Source organism: Burkholderia sp. FERM BP-3421 (assembly GCF_028657905.1).
Classification (GTDB): domain Bacteria; phylum Pseudomonadota; class Gammaproteobacteria; order Burkholderiales; family Burkholderiaceae; genus Burkholderia.
In genome coordinates, this window is the sequence record NZ_CP117781.1 from 2,178,715 (window position 1) to 2,193,391 (window position 14,677).

Annotated in this window: 13 protein-coding genes; 6 read left to right on the forward strand and 7 right to left on the reverse strand. The window is 71.3% G+C overall.

The features are described 5' to 3' along the window. Positions 1-16: 16 nt before the first annotated feature. Genes Bsp3421_RS12480 through Bsp3421_RS12490 form a run of 3 tightly spaced genes read right to left on the reverse strand, consistent with a single transcriptional unit; the run spans position 17 to position 3,356 of the window. Complete coding sequence (locus tag Bsp3421_RS12480) at positions 17-955, reverse strand: transglutaminase family protein (protein ID WP_273996270.1); 939 nt, start codon at positions 953-955, stop codon at positions 17-19. An 8-nt stretch (positions 956-963) separates the two neighbouring features. After that, positions 964-1,905, reverse strand: a complete 942-nt coding sequence (locus tag Bsp3421_RS12485; protein WP_273996271.1) for an alpha-E domain-containing protein — start codon at positions 1,903-1,905, stop codon at positions 964-966. A 35-nt stretch (positions 1,906-1,940) separates the two neighbouring features. Continuing rightward, positions 1,941-3,356 (reverse strand): circularly permuted type 2 ATP-grasp protein, encoded by a 1,416-nt coding sequence (locus Bsp3421_RS12490; RefSeq protein ID WP_273996272.1) that lies wholly within the window; start codon positions 3,354-3,356, stop codon positions 1,941-1,943. A 272-nt stretch (positions 3,357-3,628) separates the two neighbouring features. Here Bsp3421_RS12490 and Bsp3421_RS12495 point away from each other — a divergent pair, with 272 nt between their 5' ends. The 4 genes from Bsp3421_RS12495 (at position 3,629) to Bsp3421_RS12510 (ending at position 8,001) form a co-directional block, all read left to right on the forward strand. After that, entirely contained in the window at positions 3,629-4,285 is a 657-nt protein-coding gene (locus tag Bsp3421_RS12495; protein WP_273996273.1) for a cation diffusion facilitator family transporter, read from the forward strand. 99 nt (positions 4,286-4,384) lie between these two features. Next, positions 4,385-4,981 carry a nitroreductase family protein gene (locus Bsp3421_RS12500; RefSeq protein ID WP_273996274.1) on the forward strand — a complete coding sequence of 199 codons (597 nt, stop codon included), beginning with the start codon at positions 4,385-4,387 and terminating at the stop codon, positions 4,979-4,981. A 55-nt stretch (positions 4,982-5,036) separates the two neighbouring features. After that, positions 5,037-5,516 (forward strand): hypothetical protein, encoded by a 480-nt coding sequence (locus Bsp3421_RS12505; RefSeq protein ID WP_273996275.1) that lies wholly within the window; start codon positions 5,037-5,039, stop codon positions 5,514-5,516. Between the two features lie 841 nt (positions 5,517-6,357). Further along, positions 6,358-8,001: a S8 family peptidase gene (locus tag Bsp3421_RS12510; RefSeq protein WP_443111440.1), complete on the forward strand. Its 1,644-nt coding sequence runs from the start codon at positions 6,358-6,360 to the stop codon at positions 7,999-8,001. A gap of 14 nt (positions 8,002-8,015) precedes the next feature. Here Bsp3421_RS12510 and Bsp3421_RS12515 read toward each other — a convergent pair whose 3' ends face one another. Then, on the reverse strand, positions 8,016-8,636 hold the full coding sequence (locus Bsp3421_RS12515) for a response regulator transcription factor (protein ID WP_273996276.1): 621 nt from the start codon (positions 8,634-8,636) through the stop codon (positions 8,016-8,018). A gap of 248 nt (positions 8,637-8,884) precedes the next feature. Here Bsp3421_RS12515 and Bsp3421_RS12520 point away from each other — a divergent pair, with 248 nt between their 5' ends. Further along, positions 8,885-9,691: a class I SAM-dependent methyltransferase gene (locus Bsp3421_RS12520; RefSeq protein WP_273996277.1), complete on the forward strand. Its 807-nt coding sequence runs from the start codon at positions 8,885-8,887 to the stop codon at positions 9,689-9,691. 15 nt (positions 9,692-9,706) lie between these two features. Here the strand turns inward: Bsp3421_RS12520 and poxB are convergent, their stop codons facing one another. The 3 genes from poxB to Bsp3421_RS12535 form a co-directional block, all read right to left on the reverse strand. Further along, the gene (gene poxB, locus Bsp3421_RS12525) at positions 9,707-11,431 is read right to left on the reverse strand and encodes a ubiquinone-dependent pyruvate dehydrogenase (protein WP_273996278.1); all 1,725 of its coding nucleotides are present in this window, start codon (positions 11,429-11,431) and stop codon (positions 9,707-9,709) included. 140 nt (positions 11,432-11,571) lie between these two features. Beyond that, positions 11,572-12,099: a (R)-specific enoyl-CoA hydratase RipB/Ich gene (ripB, locus tag Bsp3421_RS12530; RefSeq protein ID WP_273996279.1), complete on the reverse strand. Its 528-nt coding sequence runs from the start codon at positions 12,097-12,099 to the stop codon at positions 11,572-11,574. 140 nt (positions 12,100-12,239) lie between these two features. Next, a complete protein-coding gene (locus tag Bsp3421_RS12535) occupies positions 12,240-13,034 on the reverse strand; it encodes an AraC family transcriptional regulator (protein WP_273996280.1) in 795 nt (264 codons plus the stop codon). 119 nt (positions 13,035-13,153) lie between these two features. Between Bsp3421_RS12535 and Bsp3421_RS12540 the strand changes: the two genes are divergently transcribed. Beyond that, positions 13,154-14,380, forward strand: a complete 1,227-nt coding sequence (locus Bsp3421_RS12540; RefSeq protein ID WP_273996281.1) for an FAD-dependent oxidoreductase — start codon at positions 13,154-13,156, stop codon at positions 14,378-14,380. Positions 14,381-14,677: the final 297 nt, after the last annotated feature.

The following is a 14,677-nucleotide window of genomic DNA, read 5'->3' on the forward strand; positions in this document are numbered from 1 at the left end:
TGCCCCGGCGCGCCGCTCAGACCAGCTCCGGCGCCTGCGCGACGTTGATCTCGACGCTCACGAGCCGCGCGCCGATCCCGTGGACCGGCCGCGCATCGCGCTGGTCGAGGCCCGTCGCGATGCGGACGTAGCGTTCGTCCGGGCAGCGATTCATGAACGGATCGAAACCGACCCAGCCGAGCCCGTCGACATAGGCCTCCGCCCACGCATGGCCCGACGGCGGCGAGCCGACTGCCCCGTCGCGCGGCGCGCCCGCCTGCCGCTCCGCGTCGCCCGCGCGCGCGGCGGCGGGCGACGCCTCATACGCCATCTGCTGCACCTGCTGCGCCACGCCGACCGCCTGCAAGGCCTCGGCGATGCGCTGCAGCGGCGCGTCGGTCAGCAGATAGCCCGACACGTAGCGCGCCGGGATGCCCAGCGCGCGCGCCGCCGCGATGAACGCATGCGCGTGGTCGCGGCTCGTGCCCGCGCCGGTGCGCAGCACGGTCTCCGCATCGTCCGCGGCCTCGCCCTCGCCCGGCGCATAGGCCACCCGGCCGTGCACCTCGGTCATCAGCCAGTGCAGCGCGTCGAGGCTGCGCGGTTCGATCGGCAATTCGGCCGCGAGCGCGCGCACCGCATCGCCCGCCTGGGTCAGCTCGGTCTCGCGCTCGAACACCCACGGCGGCGCATAGCCGTCGACCGGCCCGACGATGCCCGCGCGGTCCCGGGTCTCGACCACGCCGGCCGCGGTCACCACGATTCCCGCGCGGTCGCGCTCGCGGCGCACCAGGTCGACGCGGTTGCCGAGGCCGTCCGCGTACGACAGCGTCGGCTCGACGCCGTCGACCGTCACCTGCCACGCGCGCACGGTCTGCCCGGGGCCGCTCTGCGGTCGCAGCCGCAGGCGCTGCAGCGCGTAGGCGGCGGATTCGTCGAAGCTGAAGCGCGAGATATGTCGGATCGCAAGTCGCATGATGGCTCTCAGTCGAAGTTGTAGGCGTCGGCGATTTCAAGGCCGAGGCTGTTGTTCCGGGCGATGAAATCGGTCAGGAATTCGTGCAGGCCGTGCTTGAAGATCCGCTCGACCGTGTTGTCGTCGAGCGTCTGCCGGATCTGCGCCGCCGTCTCGTGGCAGCCGTGCGTGACGCCGTAGTCCTTCGCGAGATGGCCGAGGCTCGTCACGATGCGGCCGGACGAGAAACGCAGCGAGCGCGGCATCCGGTCGTTCAGGATCAGGTAGTCCGCGATGTTGAGCGGCCGGTACTGCACGTCGTAAACCCAGCGATACGAGCGGTGCGCGGCGACCGAGCGCAGGATCGACTCCCACTGGTAGTTGTCGAGGATCGTGCCGACATGCGACACCGAGGGCAGCAGCAGGTGGTACTTCACGTCGAGGATCCGCGCGGTGTTGTCGGCGCGCTCGATGAACGCGCCGAGCTGCGCGAAATCGAAGATCTCGTTGCGCAGCATCGTGCTGTAGAAGCTGCCGATGATCAGCGCGGTCTCGCGCTTGATCTCGTCGAGCAGCGCCGGCAGGCCGCTCGGCGCGATCGGCGGCGCCAGCGCGCGCGTCAGGCCGAGCCACGCGCTGTTGACGCTCTCCCACGCCTCGCGCGTCAACGCCGTGCGCACCATGCGCGCATTCGAGCGCGCGTACTCGACGCACGACAGCACGCTCGACGGGTTGTCGCGATCGCGCAGCAGGTAGTCGGCGACGCTGTCCGCCGCGTAGACCTCGTGTTTTTGCCGGTAGCCGTGATCCGCGCCGGAGCTGACCAGCACCGACGACCATTCCGCCGGCGCGTCCGCGCTGCGGGTGAGCGCCATCCGCAATCCCGCATCGACGATCCGCGCGGTGTTCTCCGCGCGCTCGATATAGCGGAACATCCAGTACAAGCCGCTTGCCGTCCGTCCGAGAAGCATGGGGGTCCACTCCGATCGTTGTGCCGCGCGCGCCGTCAGTCGGCGAGCACCCAGGTGTCCTTGGTTCCGCCGCCCTGGCTCGAATTGACGACGAGCGAGCCCTCCTTCAGCGCGACCCGCGTGAGCCCGCCCGGCGTGATGCGGATCTGGTCCGACACCAGCACGAACGGCCGCAGGTCGACGTGGCGCGGCGCGAGCCCCTTCTCCGTCAGGATCGGCGTGGTCGACAGCGCGAGCGTGGGCTGCGCGATGTAGTTCGCGGGCCGCGCGCGCAGCTTCGCCGCGAACGCCTCGCACTCGGCGCGCGAGGCGGCCGGGCCGACCAGCATGCCGTAGCCGCCCGAGCCGTGCACCTCCTTGACCACCAGCTCGTGAAGATGCGCGAGCACGTAGCTCAGGCTGTCGGGCTCCGCGCAGCGCCAGGTCGGCACGTTTTCGAGCAGCGCCTTGCGCCCCGTGTAGAACTCGACGATCTCCGGCATGTACGAGTAGATCGCCTTGTCGTCGGCGATGCCCGTGCCGGGCGCATTCGCGATCGTCACCCCGCCCGCGCGATAGACGTCCATGATCCCCGCCACGCCGAGCACCGAGTCGGGCCGGAACGTGAGCGGGTCGAGAAACGCGTCGTCGAGCCGGCGATACAGCACGTCGATGGGCCGGAAGCCCTCGGTGGTGCGCATCGCGACCCGGCCGCCGACCACCTGCAGGTCGCTGCCCTCGACCAGGTGCACGCCCATCTGGTCGGCGAGGAAAGCGTGCTCGTAGTACGCGGAGTTGTGGATGCCCGGCGTCAGCACCGCGATGGTCGGGTTCGCGGCGTTGACGCCCGGCGGGCAGACGGCGGCGAGCGACTGGCGCAGCAGCTGCGGATAGGTCTCGACGGGCCGCACCTTGACCTGCTGGAACAGCTCGGGAAACAGCTGCATCATCGTCTCGCGGTTCTCCAGCATGTACGACACGCCCGACGGCGTGCGCGCGTTGTCCTCCAGCACGTAGAACTGGTTTTCCGCGGTGCGGACGATGTCGACGCCGATGATGTGGGTGTAGACGTTGCCGGGCGGCCGGAAGTCGATCATCTCCGGCAGGAACGCGCTGTTGCGCGCGATCAGGTGGCGCGGCACGATGCCCGCGCGCACGATCTCCTGGCGATGGTAGATGTCGTCGAGGAAGGCGTTGAGCGCCATCACGCGCTGCTCGATGCCGAGCGACAACCGGCTCCACTCCTGGCCGGAAATCACGCGCGGCACGATGTCGAACGGGATCAGCCGCTCGGCGGCCTCGGCGTCGCCGTACACGGCGAACGTGATGCCGGTGCGGCGGAACACGCTCTCCGCGTCGCGCGCCTTCTGCGCGAGGCTCGCCGGATCCTGCGCGTCGAGCCATTGCTTGAGGCGCGCGTAAGGCGCCCTCACGGTATCGCCGGGTTGCAGCATTTCATCGAACGGTTTCATCGGACTACTCCCACGTTCTTGTCTGGCATCACGGATGCCGGGCCGGCGCGCATTTCATCCAGCAAGGAGCGTGCCTTGCGCGCGCAGGACCGGTTCCGGCACGCCCGCGCACCATCGCGCACCAGGGCGGTGCGTCGCACGGGCCGACCGGCGCGGGCATGCGCCGCGCCGGCGCAGCGCGCCGCCCCGGCTTGGCGCACGCGCGTGTCATCGGGCTGCCATCGAGCCCCCGTACCGTTGCACGCTACGCCTAAACGACAGAACCCCACGCCATGCAGCGCTTGTCGCGCGCCACGCCCTCCGTCCACGCGGCCACGACCCGCGTCCTTGCCCTGAGCCTCGCGGCCAATCTGCTGCTGCTCGCGATCGAAGCGATCGCGGCGGCCCATGCGCATTCGTCCGGCCTGCTCGCCGATGTCCTGCACGCCGCGATCGATCTCGCCGCCGACGGTCTCATTCTGCTCGCTTGCCGCCTCGACGCGGCACTGCCGCCGGAACGCCGCCCCACCTACGAGCCGATCGCGCTCGCCGGGCTCGGCGCGCTGCTCGTCGCGACCGGCGCGCAGATGATCTGGCAGGCGACCCGCCATTTCGGCGCGCCGCCCGCCGTGCAGCCGGGCGCCCTGCCGCTCGCGCTGCTCGCCGTCACGCTCGCCGGCAAGGCCGCGCTGTCGCGCTGGATGCTGCGCCGCGCGCGCGAGACCGGCTCGGCGCTGCTGGCGGCCAGCGGCTGGCATGTCCGCGCCGACGCGCTGTCGGCCCTGCTCGCCACCGGCGCGGCCAGCGCGGCGCTGGCCGGCCTCGGCCGTCTCGACGACCTCGCCGCGCTCGCGATCGGCGCGATCGTGATCAAGACCGGCAGCGGCTTCGTCCGGCGCGGCTGCGCCTGCTGGCCGGGCTTCGCCGGCCGCCCGGCGCAGGGTTCCTGATCTGGCACATATTTCGTGCTTATTTCGCAAATGAGAATCATTTGCAATTGAGTCGGATTTGTACGATGATGGCGACATCCATCGCATTGACTCCGACTCATGAACGCCGCCCTTCCCGTCACCGCCGCCGACCCGCTCCAGGCGCTGCTGTCGCGCCGCTCGCACTGGCCGCTGACCGAGCCCGCGCCCGACGGCGACGCGCTCGACACGATCCTCGACGCCGCGCTGCGCGCGCCCGACCACGGCGCGCTGCGGCCCTGGCGTTTCGTGCTGATCCGCGGCGCGGCGCGCGAGTCGCTGGGCGACCTGTTCGTCGCCTGCGCGGCCGCGCGCACGCCCGACGCGCCGGCCGGCGCGCATGAACACCGCCGCCAGAAAGCGCTCGCCGCGCCGCTGATCATCGCGCTCGGCGCGGCGCTCAGCGCGCATCCGAAGGTGCCGGAGAGCGAGCAGCTGCTCGCGGTCGGCGCCGCCGCGATGAACCTGCTCAACGCGGTCCACCTGCTCGGCTACGGCGGCTTCTGGGCCAGCGGCCCGGATTCGCGCGCGAGCGCGCTGCACGACGCGCTCGGCTTCGCGCCGAACGAACAGGTGCTCGGTTTTCTTTACGTCGGCACGCCCGTCGCGCCCGCGAGCGCGGTCGCCCGCCCGGCCCGCGACGCCTATGTCCGCGAATGGCGCGGTCCGGCGCGCTGACGCTCCTCTTTCCACGCGCCGGCCATCGGCCGGCCCGACCTCATCAGGAGGCTCCATGAATTTCCATCGCTCGGCCGCCCGCAACCATTCGCTGCTCGACGAAACGCCCGCCGGGGAAGCCGATCTTGCCGAACGCATCATCCTGACCGCCGTGCGCACCTGGCTCCATCCGGACTGCGGCGCGGCGCGCGAGCAGCGTTCGTGGCGCGACGTGCTGCTCGACGCGGGCTTGCGCGTCGACGGTCTCGACCAGTTCGACATGATGATGACGACGCTCACGGGCGCATCGCCGCGCCCACTCGACACGCGCTGCCGTTGCGCGAACGACCTCGCGAACGACGAGGCGTCGCTGCTGCAGGCGATCGCGCACCTGCAGTCGACCCGCAGCGAAGCTGCGCTGCGCATCCTTGCCGGATGGCTGCCGCCCATCACCGTGAGCGGCGTGCTGAAGATCACCCGCTGGTTTTCCATTTCGCTGCTCGACGCGGGTCTCGAGATTCGCGACCGCGCGCGCCTGGTCACGTACATGCATTGAGGCGGCGTTCGCCGTCCGGCAAAAAAACCGCCACGCCCGCCCGGCGGACGTGGCGGCCAAAGATCCTGGTGTCCGGGGGGAACCTAGGATCAACGCTACCAAGCTGCCCGACGGGATACGAGGACCCACCCGCCGAGCGACTTCATTTTCTGTCAGATACAAGGCCGGACAATACAAGCATTGTCAGAAGCGACCTACAAAGACATTTCGGCATTCGCTGACGATTCGCTATCCCGATCAAACGTTCCGGATTCCCGCCGGTCATGCGGGAATCCGGCCGTCGCCGCGCCGATGCGATACCACGCAAGACCGACCCGCGCGCCCTCCTCACACGAATGAATCGCGACCGCCGCCTCTCGCGCGGCATGCCGTCTAATATCACGCATTCCTTATCAACTGGCAGGTAATCGCGCACTTTCCGAAGACTTTCCCGTGCGCCATATACCATCATTTCCCGAATGGCGCGCGTATTGGTCACGGGATTTTTCCCGGCTTTTTCCTCTCGCTTCTCCACGGCCCTGTTCACATTTCACGCGGACCTATGTCCATTCAGGACTACGACCTTTGACTCACGTGCGCGACCTTCGGCCAATTTACACGGCATGACGGGTCCGCGATATTCACGTTCATCCCGCGCATCGCATCACGCGCACGGGACACGGCGGCGCAGCACGCCGCCCCGCCCGACGCAGAGCGGCGCGGAACCAGAACGCAACGCAACCCAACCCGGCGGGGCCGCCTCATGTCCCGACCCATGCGAGGATATCTGCGGTCTCGCCTCACCTGGACCGGCCGGCCGCCGCGCATCGCGCAGCAGCGGGCGGGTCCGGAAGGAGCGAGCATGCACGGCCAACATCCGATCCCCGAGCGCGCACCACACCTCCCGATCCATCCGGGTTCCGGCCTCGCGGCCCTCGCCGCGATGCTGCTCGTTGCCGCATGCGGCGGCGGTGGAGGCGGCGGCGACACGCCCGCCGCCTCACCGCCCGCCGCTGCCGCCTCCCCAGCCGCGCCCCCTGCGGCGGCGCCCGCGCAAACGCCCACAGCTTCGTGCCCGACGCCCACGCTCGCCGCCGTGCGCGCCATCGAGCCGGCGGCCGTGAACGCCGCCCCCGTCGAGCGCATGATCGTCAAGCTGCGCGCCGAGACACAGGACGCCGCCTCAACAGTTTCAACGGCCACAGCCGCCCTGCGCCGCGCCGCCGCGCCCGACCCCGGCACCCGCATGGCGGCCGTGATCGCGCGCATCGCGCACGATGCGCCGGCCGCCGGCGCGGCGGCATCCGCGCCGGCGCGGCCGGCCCGCGCGCTGTCGGACGGCGCCACCCTGCTGTCGCTCACGCCCGCGCTCGACGCCGCGAGCGCCGCCGCGCTCGCGCGCCGCTTCGCGGCCGACCCCGAGGTCGCCTACGCGGAGCCCGACCTGCGCGTCGCGCCGCGCGCGCTGCCGACCGATCCCGAGTATCCGCGCCAGTGGAACCTGTTTGATCCGGTCGGCGGCATCGACCTGCCCGATGCGTGGCGCATCACGACGGGCGCGCCCACGGCCGTGGTCGCCGTGCTCGACACCGGCTACCTGCCGCATCCGGATCTGGCGGCCAACCTGCTGCCCGGCTACGACTTCATCACGAGCCTCGCCACCGCGAACAACGGCCACAGCCGCGGCGCCGACGCGACCGATCCCGGCGACTGGGTCACCTCCGACGAATTCAACACGCCCGGCACGCCGTTCTACAACTGCATCGCCGGCATACACAACAGCACCTGGCACGGCACGCAGATGGCGGGCATCATCGGCGCGGCCGCCAACAACGGCATCGGCATCGCCGGCATCAGCAGCGCCGGCCGGATCCTGCCCGTGCGCGTGCTCGGCAAATGCGGCGGCGCGGCCAGCGACGTGGTCGACGCGATGCGCTGGGCGGCCGGACTGCCGGTCGCGGGCGTTGCCGCCAATCCGTACCCGGCCCGCGTCCTCAACCTGAGCTTCGGCGGCGAAGGCCCGTGCGGCACCACGTTCCAGCAAGCGATCGACGACGTGACGGCGCAGGGCGTGAGCGTGGTGGTGGCGGTCGGCAACAGCGGCAGCGCGACCGCGCTCGACACGCCCGCGAACTGCCGCGGCGTGATCGCCGTCGGCGCGACCGACGCGCTCGCGCGCCGCGCGTCCTACAGCAATTTCAGCGACGAGGTGACGCTCAGCGCGCCGGGCTCGCAGATCCTGAGCACCAGCAGCGCCGGCCTCACGACCCCCGGCCCCGCGATCTACGACAGCCAGAGCGGCACGAGCTACGCGGCCGCGCAGGTGGCCGGCGTGGTCGGGCTGATGGTCGCGGCGAACCCGACGCTCACGCCCGCGCGCATCGCCGCGATCCTGGTCGCCACCGCGCGCCCCGGCGCGGCGACGCGCGCGGCCTGCCCGAGCGTCGCGCCGCCCGGCGCGGGCGTGCTCGACGCGGCTGCCGCGCTGAGGATGGCCGTCGGCTGACGGCCGCGCGGCGGCTAGATCAGGCCGGCCTCGCGCGCGGCGATCGCCGCCTGGGTGCGGTTCACGACGTTCAGCGCGCGGAAGATCGCGGTGATATGCGCCTTCACGGTTTTCTCCGAGAGGCCGAGATGCGCCGCGATCGTCTTGTTCGCGAGCCCCTCGCACACGCAGCGCAGCACCTCGATCTGGCGCACCGTCAGCGCGTTCTTGCGCAGCCCGGACGAACGGATCGACGACACCGACTCGATGATGAGGGGCGGCACGTACAGATCGCCGCTCAGCACGAGCCGGATCGCGGCCGCGAGCGTGCCGCGGCTCGACGACTTCGGCACGTAGCCCGACGCGCCGTGCGCGAATGCGTTGCGCACGTCGTGCGGGTCCTCCGACGATGACAGGATGATCACCGGCAGATCGGGGCGCGCGTCGATCAGCTCGCCGATCGCGGCGAAGCCGTCGGTGCCGGGCAGCATCAGGTCGAGCACCACCGCGTCGAGGTCGTCGCGCTCGGCGACGATCCGCAGGGCGTCGGCGAGCGTGCCCGCCTGCGCGACCTCGGTATCGGCGGCGTCCTGGTGCAGCAGCGCCGCCACGCCCGCGCGCAGGACCGGGTGGTCGTCGATGATCAGGATTTTCATGGGGTGGGGCCGTGCGGCAGGCAGGGAGAGGCCGGCTCAGCGGTAAAGATATTAAGTGGGACTCAGATCTTAAGAGGGCCTAATACTAAAGTCCAATTCGGCGAATTGAATTCACGCATTTCCATCCATCAGGAAATAATGACCGGGCATTTACTATCAGCAATTGATTTAATCGAATGAAAACGCCCGCGGCGACGGTTTTCGCGCGGCGGCGGCGCGCACGGGTGCGAAGCGCCTTATGATCGCCCATGTTCCTCCCGCGAGCCCCGCCCCATGAGCCCGACCCGCCGCCCGTCCATCCCGCCGCCGCCGCCGGCTTCGAGGCGGCCGCCGACGCCTACGTGCGCGGCCGCCCCGACTACCCGCCCGCCGTCGACGGCTGGCTGCGCGACACGCTCGGCCTCGGCCCCGGCGCCCGCGTCGTCGACCTCGGCGCGGGCACCGGCAAGTTCACGCCGCGCCTCGTCGCGACGGGCGCGACCGTGATCGCCGTGGAGCCCGTCGACGCGATGCGCGCGAAGCTCGCCGCGCTGCCCGGCGTGACCGCGCTCGCCGGCGCGGCCGAGGCGCTGCCGCTGCCCGACGCCTCGGTCGACGTGGTGGTCTGCGCGCAGGCGTTCCACTGGTTCGCGAGCCGCGACGCGCTCGCCGACATTCACCGCGTGCTGAAGCCGGGCGGCCGGCTCGGGCTGATCTGGAACACCCGCGACGCCCGCGTCGACTGGGTGGCGCGCATCGACGCGCTCGTCAACCAGCATGAGGGCGGCGTGCCGCGCCACCACACGAGCGCGTGGCGCGCGGCCTTTCCGTTTCCGGGCTTCGGCCCGCTGCGCGTCGAACATTTCGCGCACGGCCATACGGGCGCGCCCGAGGACGTGATCCTGAACCGGGTGCGCTCGATGAGCTTCATCGCCGCGCTGCCCGAGGCCGCGCGCGCCGAACTCGACGCCCGGCTGCGCGCGCTGATCGATGCGGAGCCCGCGCTGCGCGGCCGCGACGTCGTCACGGTGCCCTACGCGACGGCGGCCTACGTCACCGTCAAGGACGCCGCGTAACGCCGCGCGCGGCGCTCAGCGCAGGTTCGTCTGCGCGAGTTCGAGCACCTCGTCGCCGCGCCCGTTCAGCACCGCGCGCAGCATGTACAGGCTGAAACCCTTGGCCTGCGCCCACTGGAGCTTCGGCGGCATCGCCAGTTCGTGCTTCGCGGTCACCACGTCGACCAGCACCGGCCCGGGCCGCGCGAACGCGTCGCGCAGCCCGTCCTCGAGCGCTTCCGCGTGCTCGATGCGGATCCCGTCGATGCCCGCGCCGCGCGCGATCGCCGCGAAATCGGTCGGGCTCAGGTCGGTGCCGGTGTCGAGATAGCCGCCCGCCTTCATCTCCATCGCCACGAAACCGAGCGAGCTGTTGTTGTAGACGACGATCTTCACGGGCAGGTCGAGCTGGCGCGCGCTCAGCAGGTCGCCGAGCAGCATCGACAGGCCACCGTCGCCCGACAGCGCGATCACCTGCCGGCCCGGCGCCGCGGCTTGCGCGCCCAGCGCCTGCGGCAGCGCGTTCGCCATCGAGCCATGGTTGAACGAGCCGTGCAGCGCGCGCCGCCCGTTCATCGTCAGGTAGCGCGCGGCCCACAGCGTGGGCGTGCCGACATCGACCGCGAACGCCGCGTCGTCGGCCGCGAGACGATCGACCATGCGGGTCAGGTATTGCGGGTGAATCGGCCGCCCGGGCGCAGACGGGCGCGCCAGTTCGTCGAGGCCCTGGCGCGCTTCCTGGTAGTGGCGGCGCGCGTTGTCGATGAAGCGCCGGTCGCTCTTGCGCGCGAGCTTCGGCAACAGCGCCCGCACGCTCGCGCGCACGTCGCCCACCAGGCCGAGCTTGAGCGGCGCGCGCCGGCCCAGCGCGGACGGGCGGCGATCGATCTGCACGATGTTGCCGTGCGGCGGGTAGAAATTGCGGTATGGGAAATCGGTGCCGAGCATGACCAGCGCGTCGCACGACATCATCGCGTGATAGCCGGAGCTGAAGCCGATCAGGCCCGTCATCCCGACATCGCAGGGGTTGTCCCATTCGACGTACTGCTTGCCGCGCAACGCGTGCACGACGGGCGCGCCCAGCGCATCGGCCAGCGCGACCACCTCGTCGTGCGCGCCCGCGCAGCCGCTGCCGCACAGCAGCGTCACCGCGCCCGCCGCGTCGAGCAGCGCGGCGAGCCGGTCGAGGTCCGCGTCGGCGGGCGCGAGCGTCGCGGGCGCGCTGCTCGACGCCCAGCCCGCCGCCTCCTCGGGCGCCTCGCTCAGCGCGACATCGCCCGGCACCACGAGCACCGCGACGCCGCGCGCCTCGATCGCGGTGCGCATCGCGGTCGCGAGCACGCGCGGAAACTGCGCGGGATTCGAGACCAGCTCGACATAGTGGCTGCACTCGCGGAACAACGACTGCGGATGGGTTTCCTGGAAGTAGCCGAGGCCGATCTCGGACGACGGGATGTGCGCGGCGATCGCGAGCACCGGCTGGTGGTTGCGATGGCAGTCGTAGAGACCGTTGATCAGGTGCAGGTTGCCCGGCCCGCAACTGCCCGCGCAGACCGCGAGGCGGCCCGTCGCGGCGGCGTCGGCGCCGGCCGCGAACGCCGCCACCTCCTCGTGGCGGGTATGCATCCAGCGGATCGATCCCAGCCGTCGCAAGCTGTCCGACAGGCCGTTGAGGCTGTCGCCCGTCACGCCCCAGATCCGCTCGACGCCGGCGGCGGCGAGCGTGGCGGCGAGGTAGTCGGCTATCGTGGCTTTGGCCATGCTGTGCTCCCTATCGTTGACGACACGCAATGAGAGGCGGCCCGCGCGCGGGCCCGATCCGGGCCCCGGCCCCGACGGCCGGCCGCGCGCGGACCCGTGACACCCTACTCCTTTCCGTCGTCCCGCGTGCGCACGCGGCCTCAGTAGTTCGCCTCGGCCTCCGGCCCGTGGCCGCGCTTGTGGATCAGCATGGTGCGCTCGAAACGCATCACCAGTGCGCCGTCCTGGTTCAGGCCGCGCGTCTCCACCGTCACGATGCCCTGTGTCGGCCGGCTCGCCGATTCGCGCTTGCCCAGCACGGTCGATTCCGCATACAGCGTGTCGCCCGCGAACACCGGCCGGGTCGCGCGCACCTTGTCCCAGCCGAGATTCGCGACCACCTTCGCGCTGACCGTGCGCACGCTCATCCCGGTGAGCAGCGCGAGCGTGAACGTGCTGTCGACGAGCAGCTTGCGCCACTCGGTATGCGCCGCGTAGGCCGCGTCGAAATGCACGGGCTGGCTGTTCATCGTCAGCAGCGTGGTCCAGATGTTGTCGACGTCGGTGATGGTGCGGCCGGGCCGGTGCTCGTAGATCGCGCCGGGTTCGAAATCCTCGTAATACAGGCCGGCGATCTCGCGATAGCGATGCTCCCCGATCTGGCGGTAGGCGGACAGGACTGTGCTCATGCTGGCTCCCGAAGCAGGCGGATGGATGGAGCGGCGCGCCGACACGCCGCGCCGCGCGCCATTCTCCCCATGCGCCCGCGCGCCGGACAACCCGGAATTGCCGAGGCCGGCCTTCGGAAAAACAGAAGGCCGGGCGCGGCTCAGCGCGCGCCCGGCGCGAAATAGCTGCCCGGAGACGCGCCGAGCGCGCGGCGGAACATGGCGATGAAGTTGCTCGGCGTCGCATAGCCGAGCGCATCGGCGATCGCGCCCACCGCATCGCCGTGGGCGAGCCGTTCGAGCGCATAGGCGAGCTGCGCCTGCTGCCGCCAGTGCACGAAGTTCATGCCGGTCTGCGCGACGAACAAACGCCGCGCGCTGCGCGCCGACAGCCCCACCTCGCCCGCCAGCGCGTCGAGCGTGAGCGCGCGGCCCGGCTCGCGCACGATCCGCCGCGCCAGCCGGGCGAGGCGCGGATCGTCCGGCATCGGCAGATGCAAGGCCTCGCGCGGAGCGGCGGCGATCTCGTCCAGCAGCACCGCGACGAGACGCTCGTCGGCCGGAGCGAGCGCCGCCCTGTTCGACCAGCGCGCGGCGCGCCGCACCAGCGCGAGCAGCAGCTCGTTGAGGCCGACCACGCACGGCGCGTCGGGCAGGGCCGCGCAGCTCGACGGCGCGATCATCACGCCCCAGCCGCGCATCACGCCGCTCACGCCGATCCGATGCTCGGTGCCGGGCGGCAGCCAGCCGGCGCGGTGCGGCGGCAGCAGCCACGCGCCGCGCGCCGTGTGCACGTGCAGCAGCCCGCTCTCGATGCAGAAGAACTGGCCGCGCCGGTGGCTGTGCCAGTCGTACTCGCGCGTGCCGAGCCGGAACTCGGACTCCGGCGCGTCCGAGCCTTCGAGCACCCACAGCGCCAGCCCGTCCAGGGCATCCGCGTAATCCAGGTTCGCCATCGTCGTGTTCTCCGCGCGCATTGGCCGTTTTTCATTATTTCTGGTCTCAATGCGGTTATCTTAACCAGCCCGTTCGGGCGCATCCTGAATCCCTGTCGTTTTCTCGTGGGATCACACGCATGGACCAAATCGAGCCGTTACACGTCACCATCATCGGCGCGGGCCTGGGCGGGCTGTGCCTGGCCCAGGGGCTGCGGCGCGCGGGCATTCCGTTCGACGTCTACGAACGCGACGCCGCGCCGCACAGCCGCACCCAGGGCTACCGGATCCGCATCGACGCCATGGGCCGGCAGGCGCTCGCCGAGTGCCTGCCCGAGGCGCGCTACGACCTGTTCCGCGCCACCTGCGCGGCCAGCGCCTCGGCGGGCCGCTGCGTCGACCCTCAGCTCGCGGCGCTCGACGGCCGCGCGGCCGACAACTGGGCCCCGTCCGCCACCGAGGAAGGCCCCGGCGACCTGAGCGCGCACCGGCTCACGCTGCGCGAGATCCTGATGCAGGATCTCGGCCCGCATCTGCACTTCGGCCAGGCGTGCGTCGACTACGCGCCGGCCGAGGACGGCGCGGTGACCGCGCAATTCGCCGACGGCAGCGCGCGGCGCACGCGCGTGCTGGTCGCCGCCGACGGCGTGCACTCGATGCTGCGCAGGCGCGCGTTGCCCGAGGCCGAACCGCGTGCGACGGGCACTGTCTGCCTGTATGGCCGCACCCCGCTCACGCCCGCGCTGCGCGCGCTGGCCGGCGACGATCTCGGCACCGGCACGACCGTGATCGGCGCGGACGGCTTCGCCGCCGTGCTCGACGCGATGCGCTTCGGCGCGCCGTTCGCGGCATCCTGCCCGGATGCGCTGCGCCCGGCCGGGTTGAGCCGGGTCGAGGATTACCTGTATTGGGCGTTCATCGGCCCCGAGACGCGGCTCGCGCGCGTCGAGCCGATCGGCCGGCGGGCCGACGCCGATGTCTGGCTGCACAGCGTCGACCACTGGACCCGCGACTGGCATCCGCGCGTGCGCCGGCTGCTGCGCCACGCGGAGCCGGAGTCGGTCGCGCTCCAGCCGGTGCGCCGCGCGCCTGCGCTGGGCGCGACGCCGCCGCCCGCGCCACTGGCGTTCCTCGGCGACGCGATCCATGTGATGAGCCCGGCGGGCGGCGTCGGCGCGAATACCGCGCTCGCCGACGCCGCCGATCTCGTCGCGCGCCTCGCGGCGGCGCGGGCCGGATATGGCGCGGGCTGGCCTGTCGCGCTGCGCGACTATCACGCGGCGTTGCGTACGCGCGCCAATGCGGCGCTCGGGATGGCCGATCGGGCCGCAATGAAGTTGTTCGGATCGGCGCTTGCGGCGGAGTGAGGTGGTTGGTGGTTGGTGGTTGGTGGTTGGTGGTTGGTGGTTGGTGGTTGGTGGTTGGTGGTTGGTGGTTGGTGGTTGGTGGTTGGTGGTTGGTGGTTGGTGGTTGGCGGTTGGCGGTTGGCGGTTGGCGGTTGGCGGTTGGCGGTTGGCGGTTGGCGGTTGGCGGTTGGCGGTTGGCGGTTGGCGGTTGGCGGTTGGCAGTGGGCAGTGGGCAGTGGGCAGTGGGCAGTGGGCAGTGGGCAATCAACTGTCCACGGTCCGCTGTCGGACGAAATCAATAGTCGCCCCGGATCTCGC

Excerpts from the sequence above, each read along its gene's own strand:
- Bsp3421_RS12480 (WP_273996270.1), bottom strand. The coding sequence starts at position 955 with ATGCGACTTGCGATCCGACATATCTCGCGCTTCAGCTTCGACGAATCC.
- Bsp3421_RS12485 (WP_273996271.1), bottom strand. The coding sequence starts at position 1,905 with ATGCTTCTCGGACGGACGGCAAGCGGCTTGTACTGGATGTTCCGCTAT.
- Bsp3421_RS12490 (WP_273996272.1), bottom strand. The coding sequence starts at position 3,356 with ATGAAACCGTTCGATGAAATGCTGCAACCCGGCGATACCGTGAGGGCG.
- Bsp3421_RS12495 (WP_273996273.1), top strand. The coding sequence starts at position 3,629 with ATGCAGCGCTTGTCGCGCGCCACGCCCTCCGTCCACGCGGCCACGACC.
- Bsp3421_RS12500 (WP_273996274.1), top strand. The coding sequence starts at position 4,385 with ATGAACGCCGCCCTTCCCGTCACCGCCGCCGACCCGCTCCAGGCGCTG.
- Bsp3421_RS12505 (WP_273996275.1), top strand. The coding sequence starts at position 5,037 with ATGAATTTCCATCGCTCGGCCGCCCGCAACCATTCGCTGCTCGACGAA.
- Bsp3421_RS12510 (WP_443111440.1), top strand. The coding sequence starts at position 6,358 with ATGCACGGCCAACATCCGATCCCCGAGCGCGCACCACACCTCCCGATC.
- Bsp3421_RS12515 (WP_273996276.1), bottom strand. The coding sequence starts at position 8,636 with ATGAAAATCCTGATCATCGACGACCACCCGGTCCTGCGCGCGGGCGTG.
- Bsp3421_RS12520 (WP_273996277.1), top strand. The coding sequence starts at position 8,885 with ATGTTCCTCCCGCGAGCCCCGCCCCATGAGCCCGACCCGCCGCCCGTC.
- poxB (WP_273996278.1), bottom strand. The coding sequence starts at position 11,431 with ATGGCCAAAGCCACGATAGCCGACTACCTCGCCGCCACGCTCGCCGCC.
- ripB (WP_273996279.1), bottom strand. The coding sequence starts at position 12,099 with ATGAGCACAGTCCTGTCCGCCTACCGCCAGATCGGGGAGCATCGCTAT.
- Bsp3421_RS12535 (WP_273996280.1), bottom strand. The coding sequence starts at position 13,034 with ATGGCGAACCTGGATTACGCGGATGCCCTGGACGGGCTGGCGCTGTGG.
- Bsp3421_RS12540 (WP_273996281.1), top strand. The coding sequence starts at position 13,154 with ATGGACCAAATCGAGCCGTTACACGTCACCATCATCGGCGCGGGCCTG.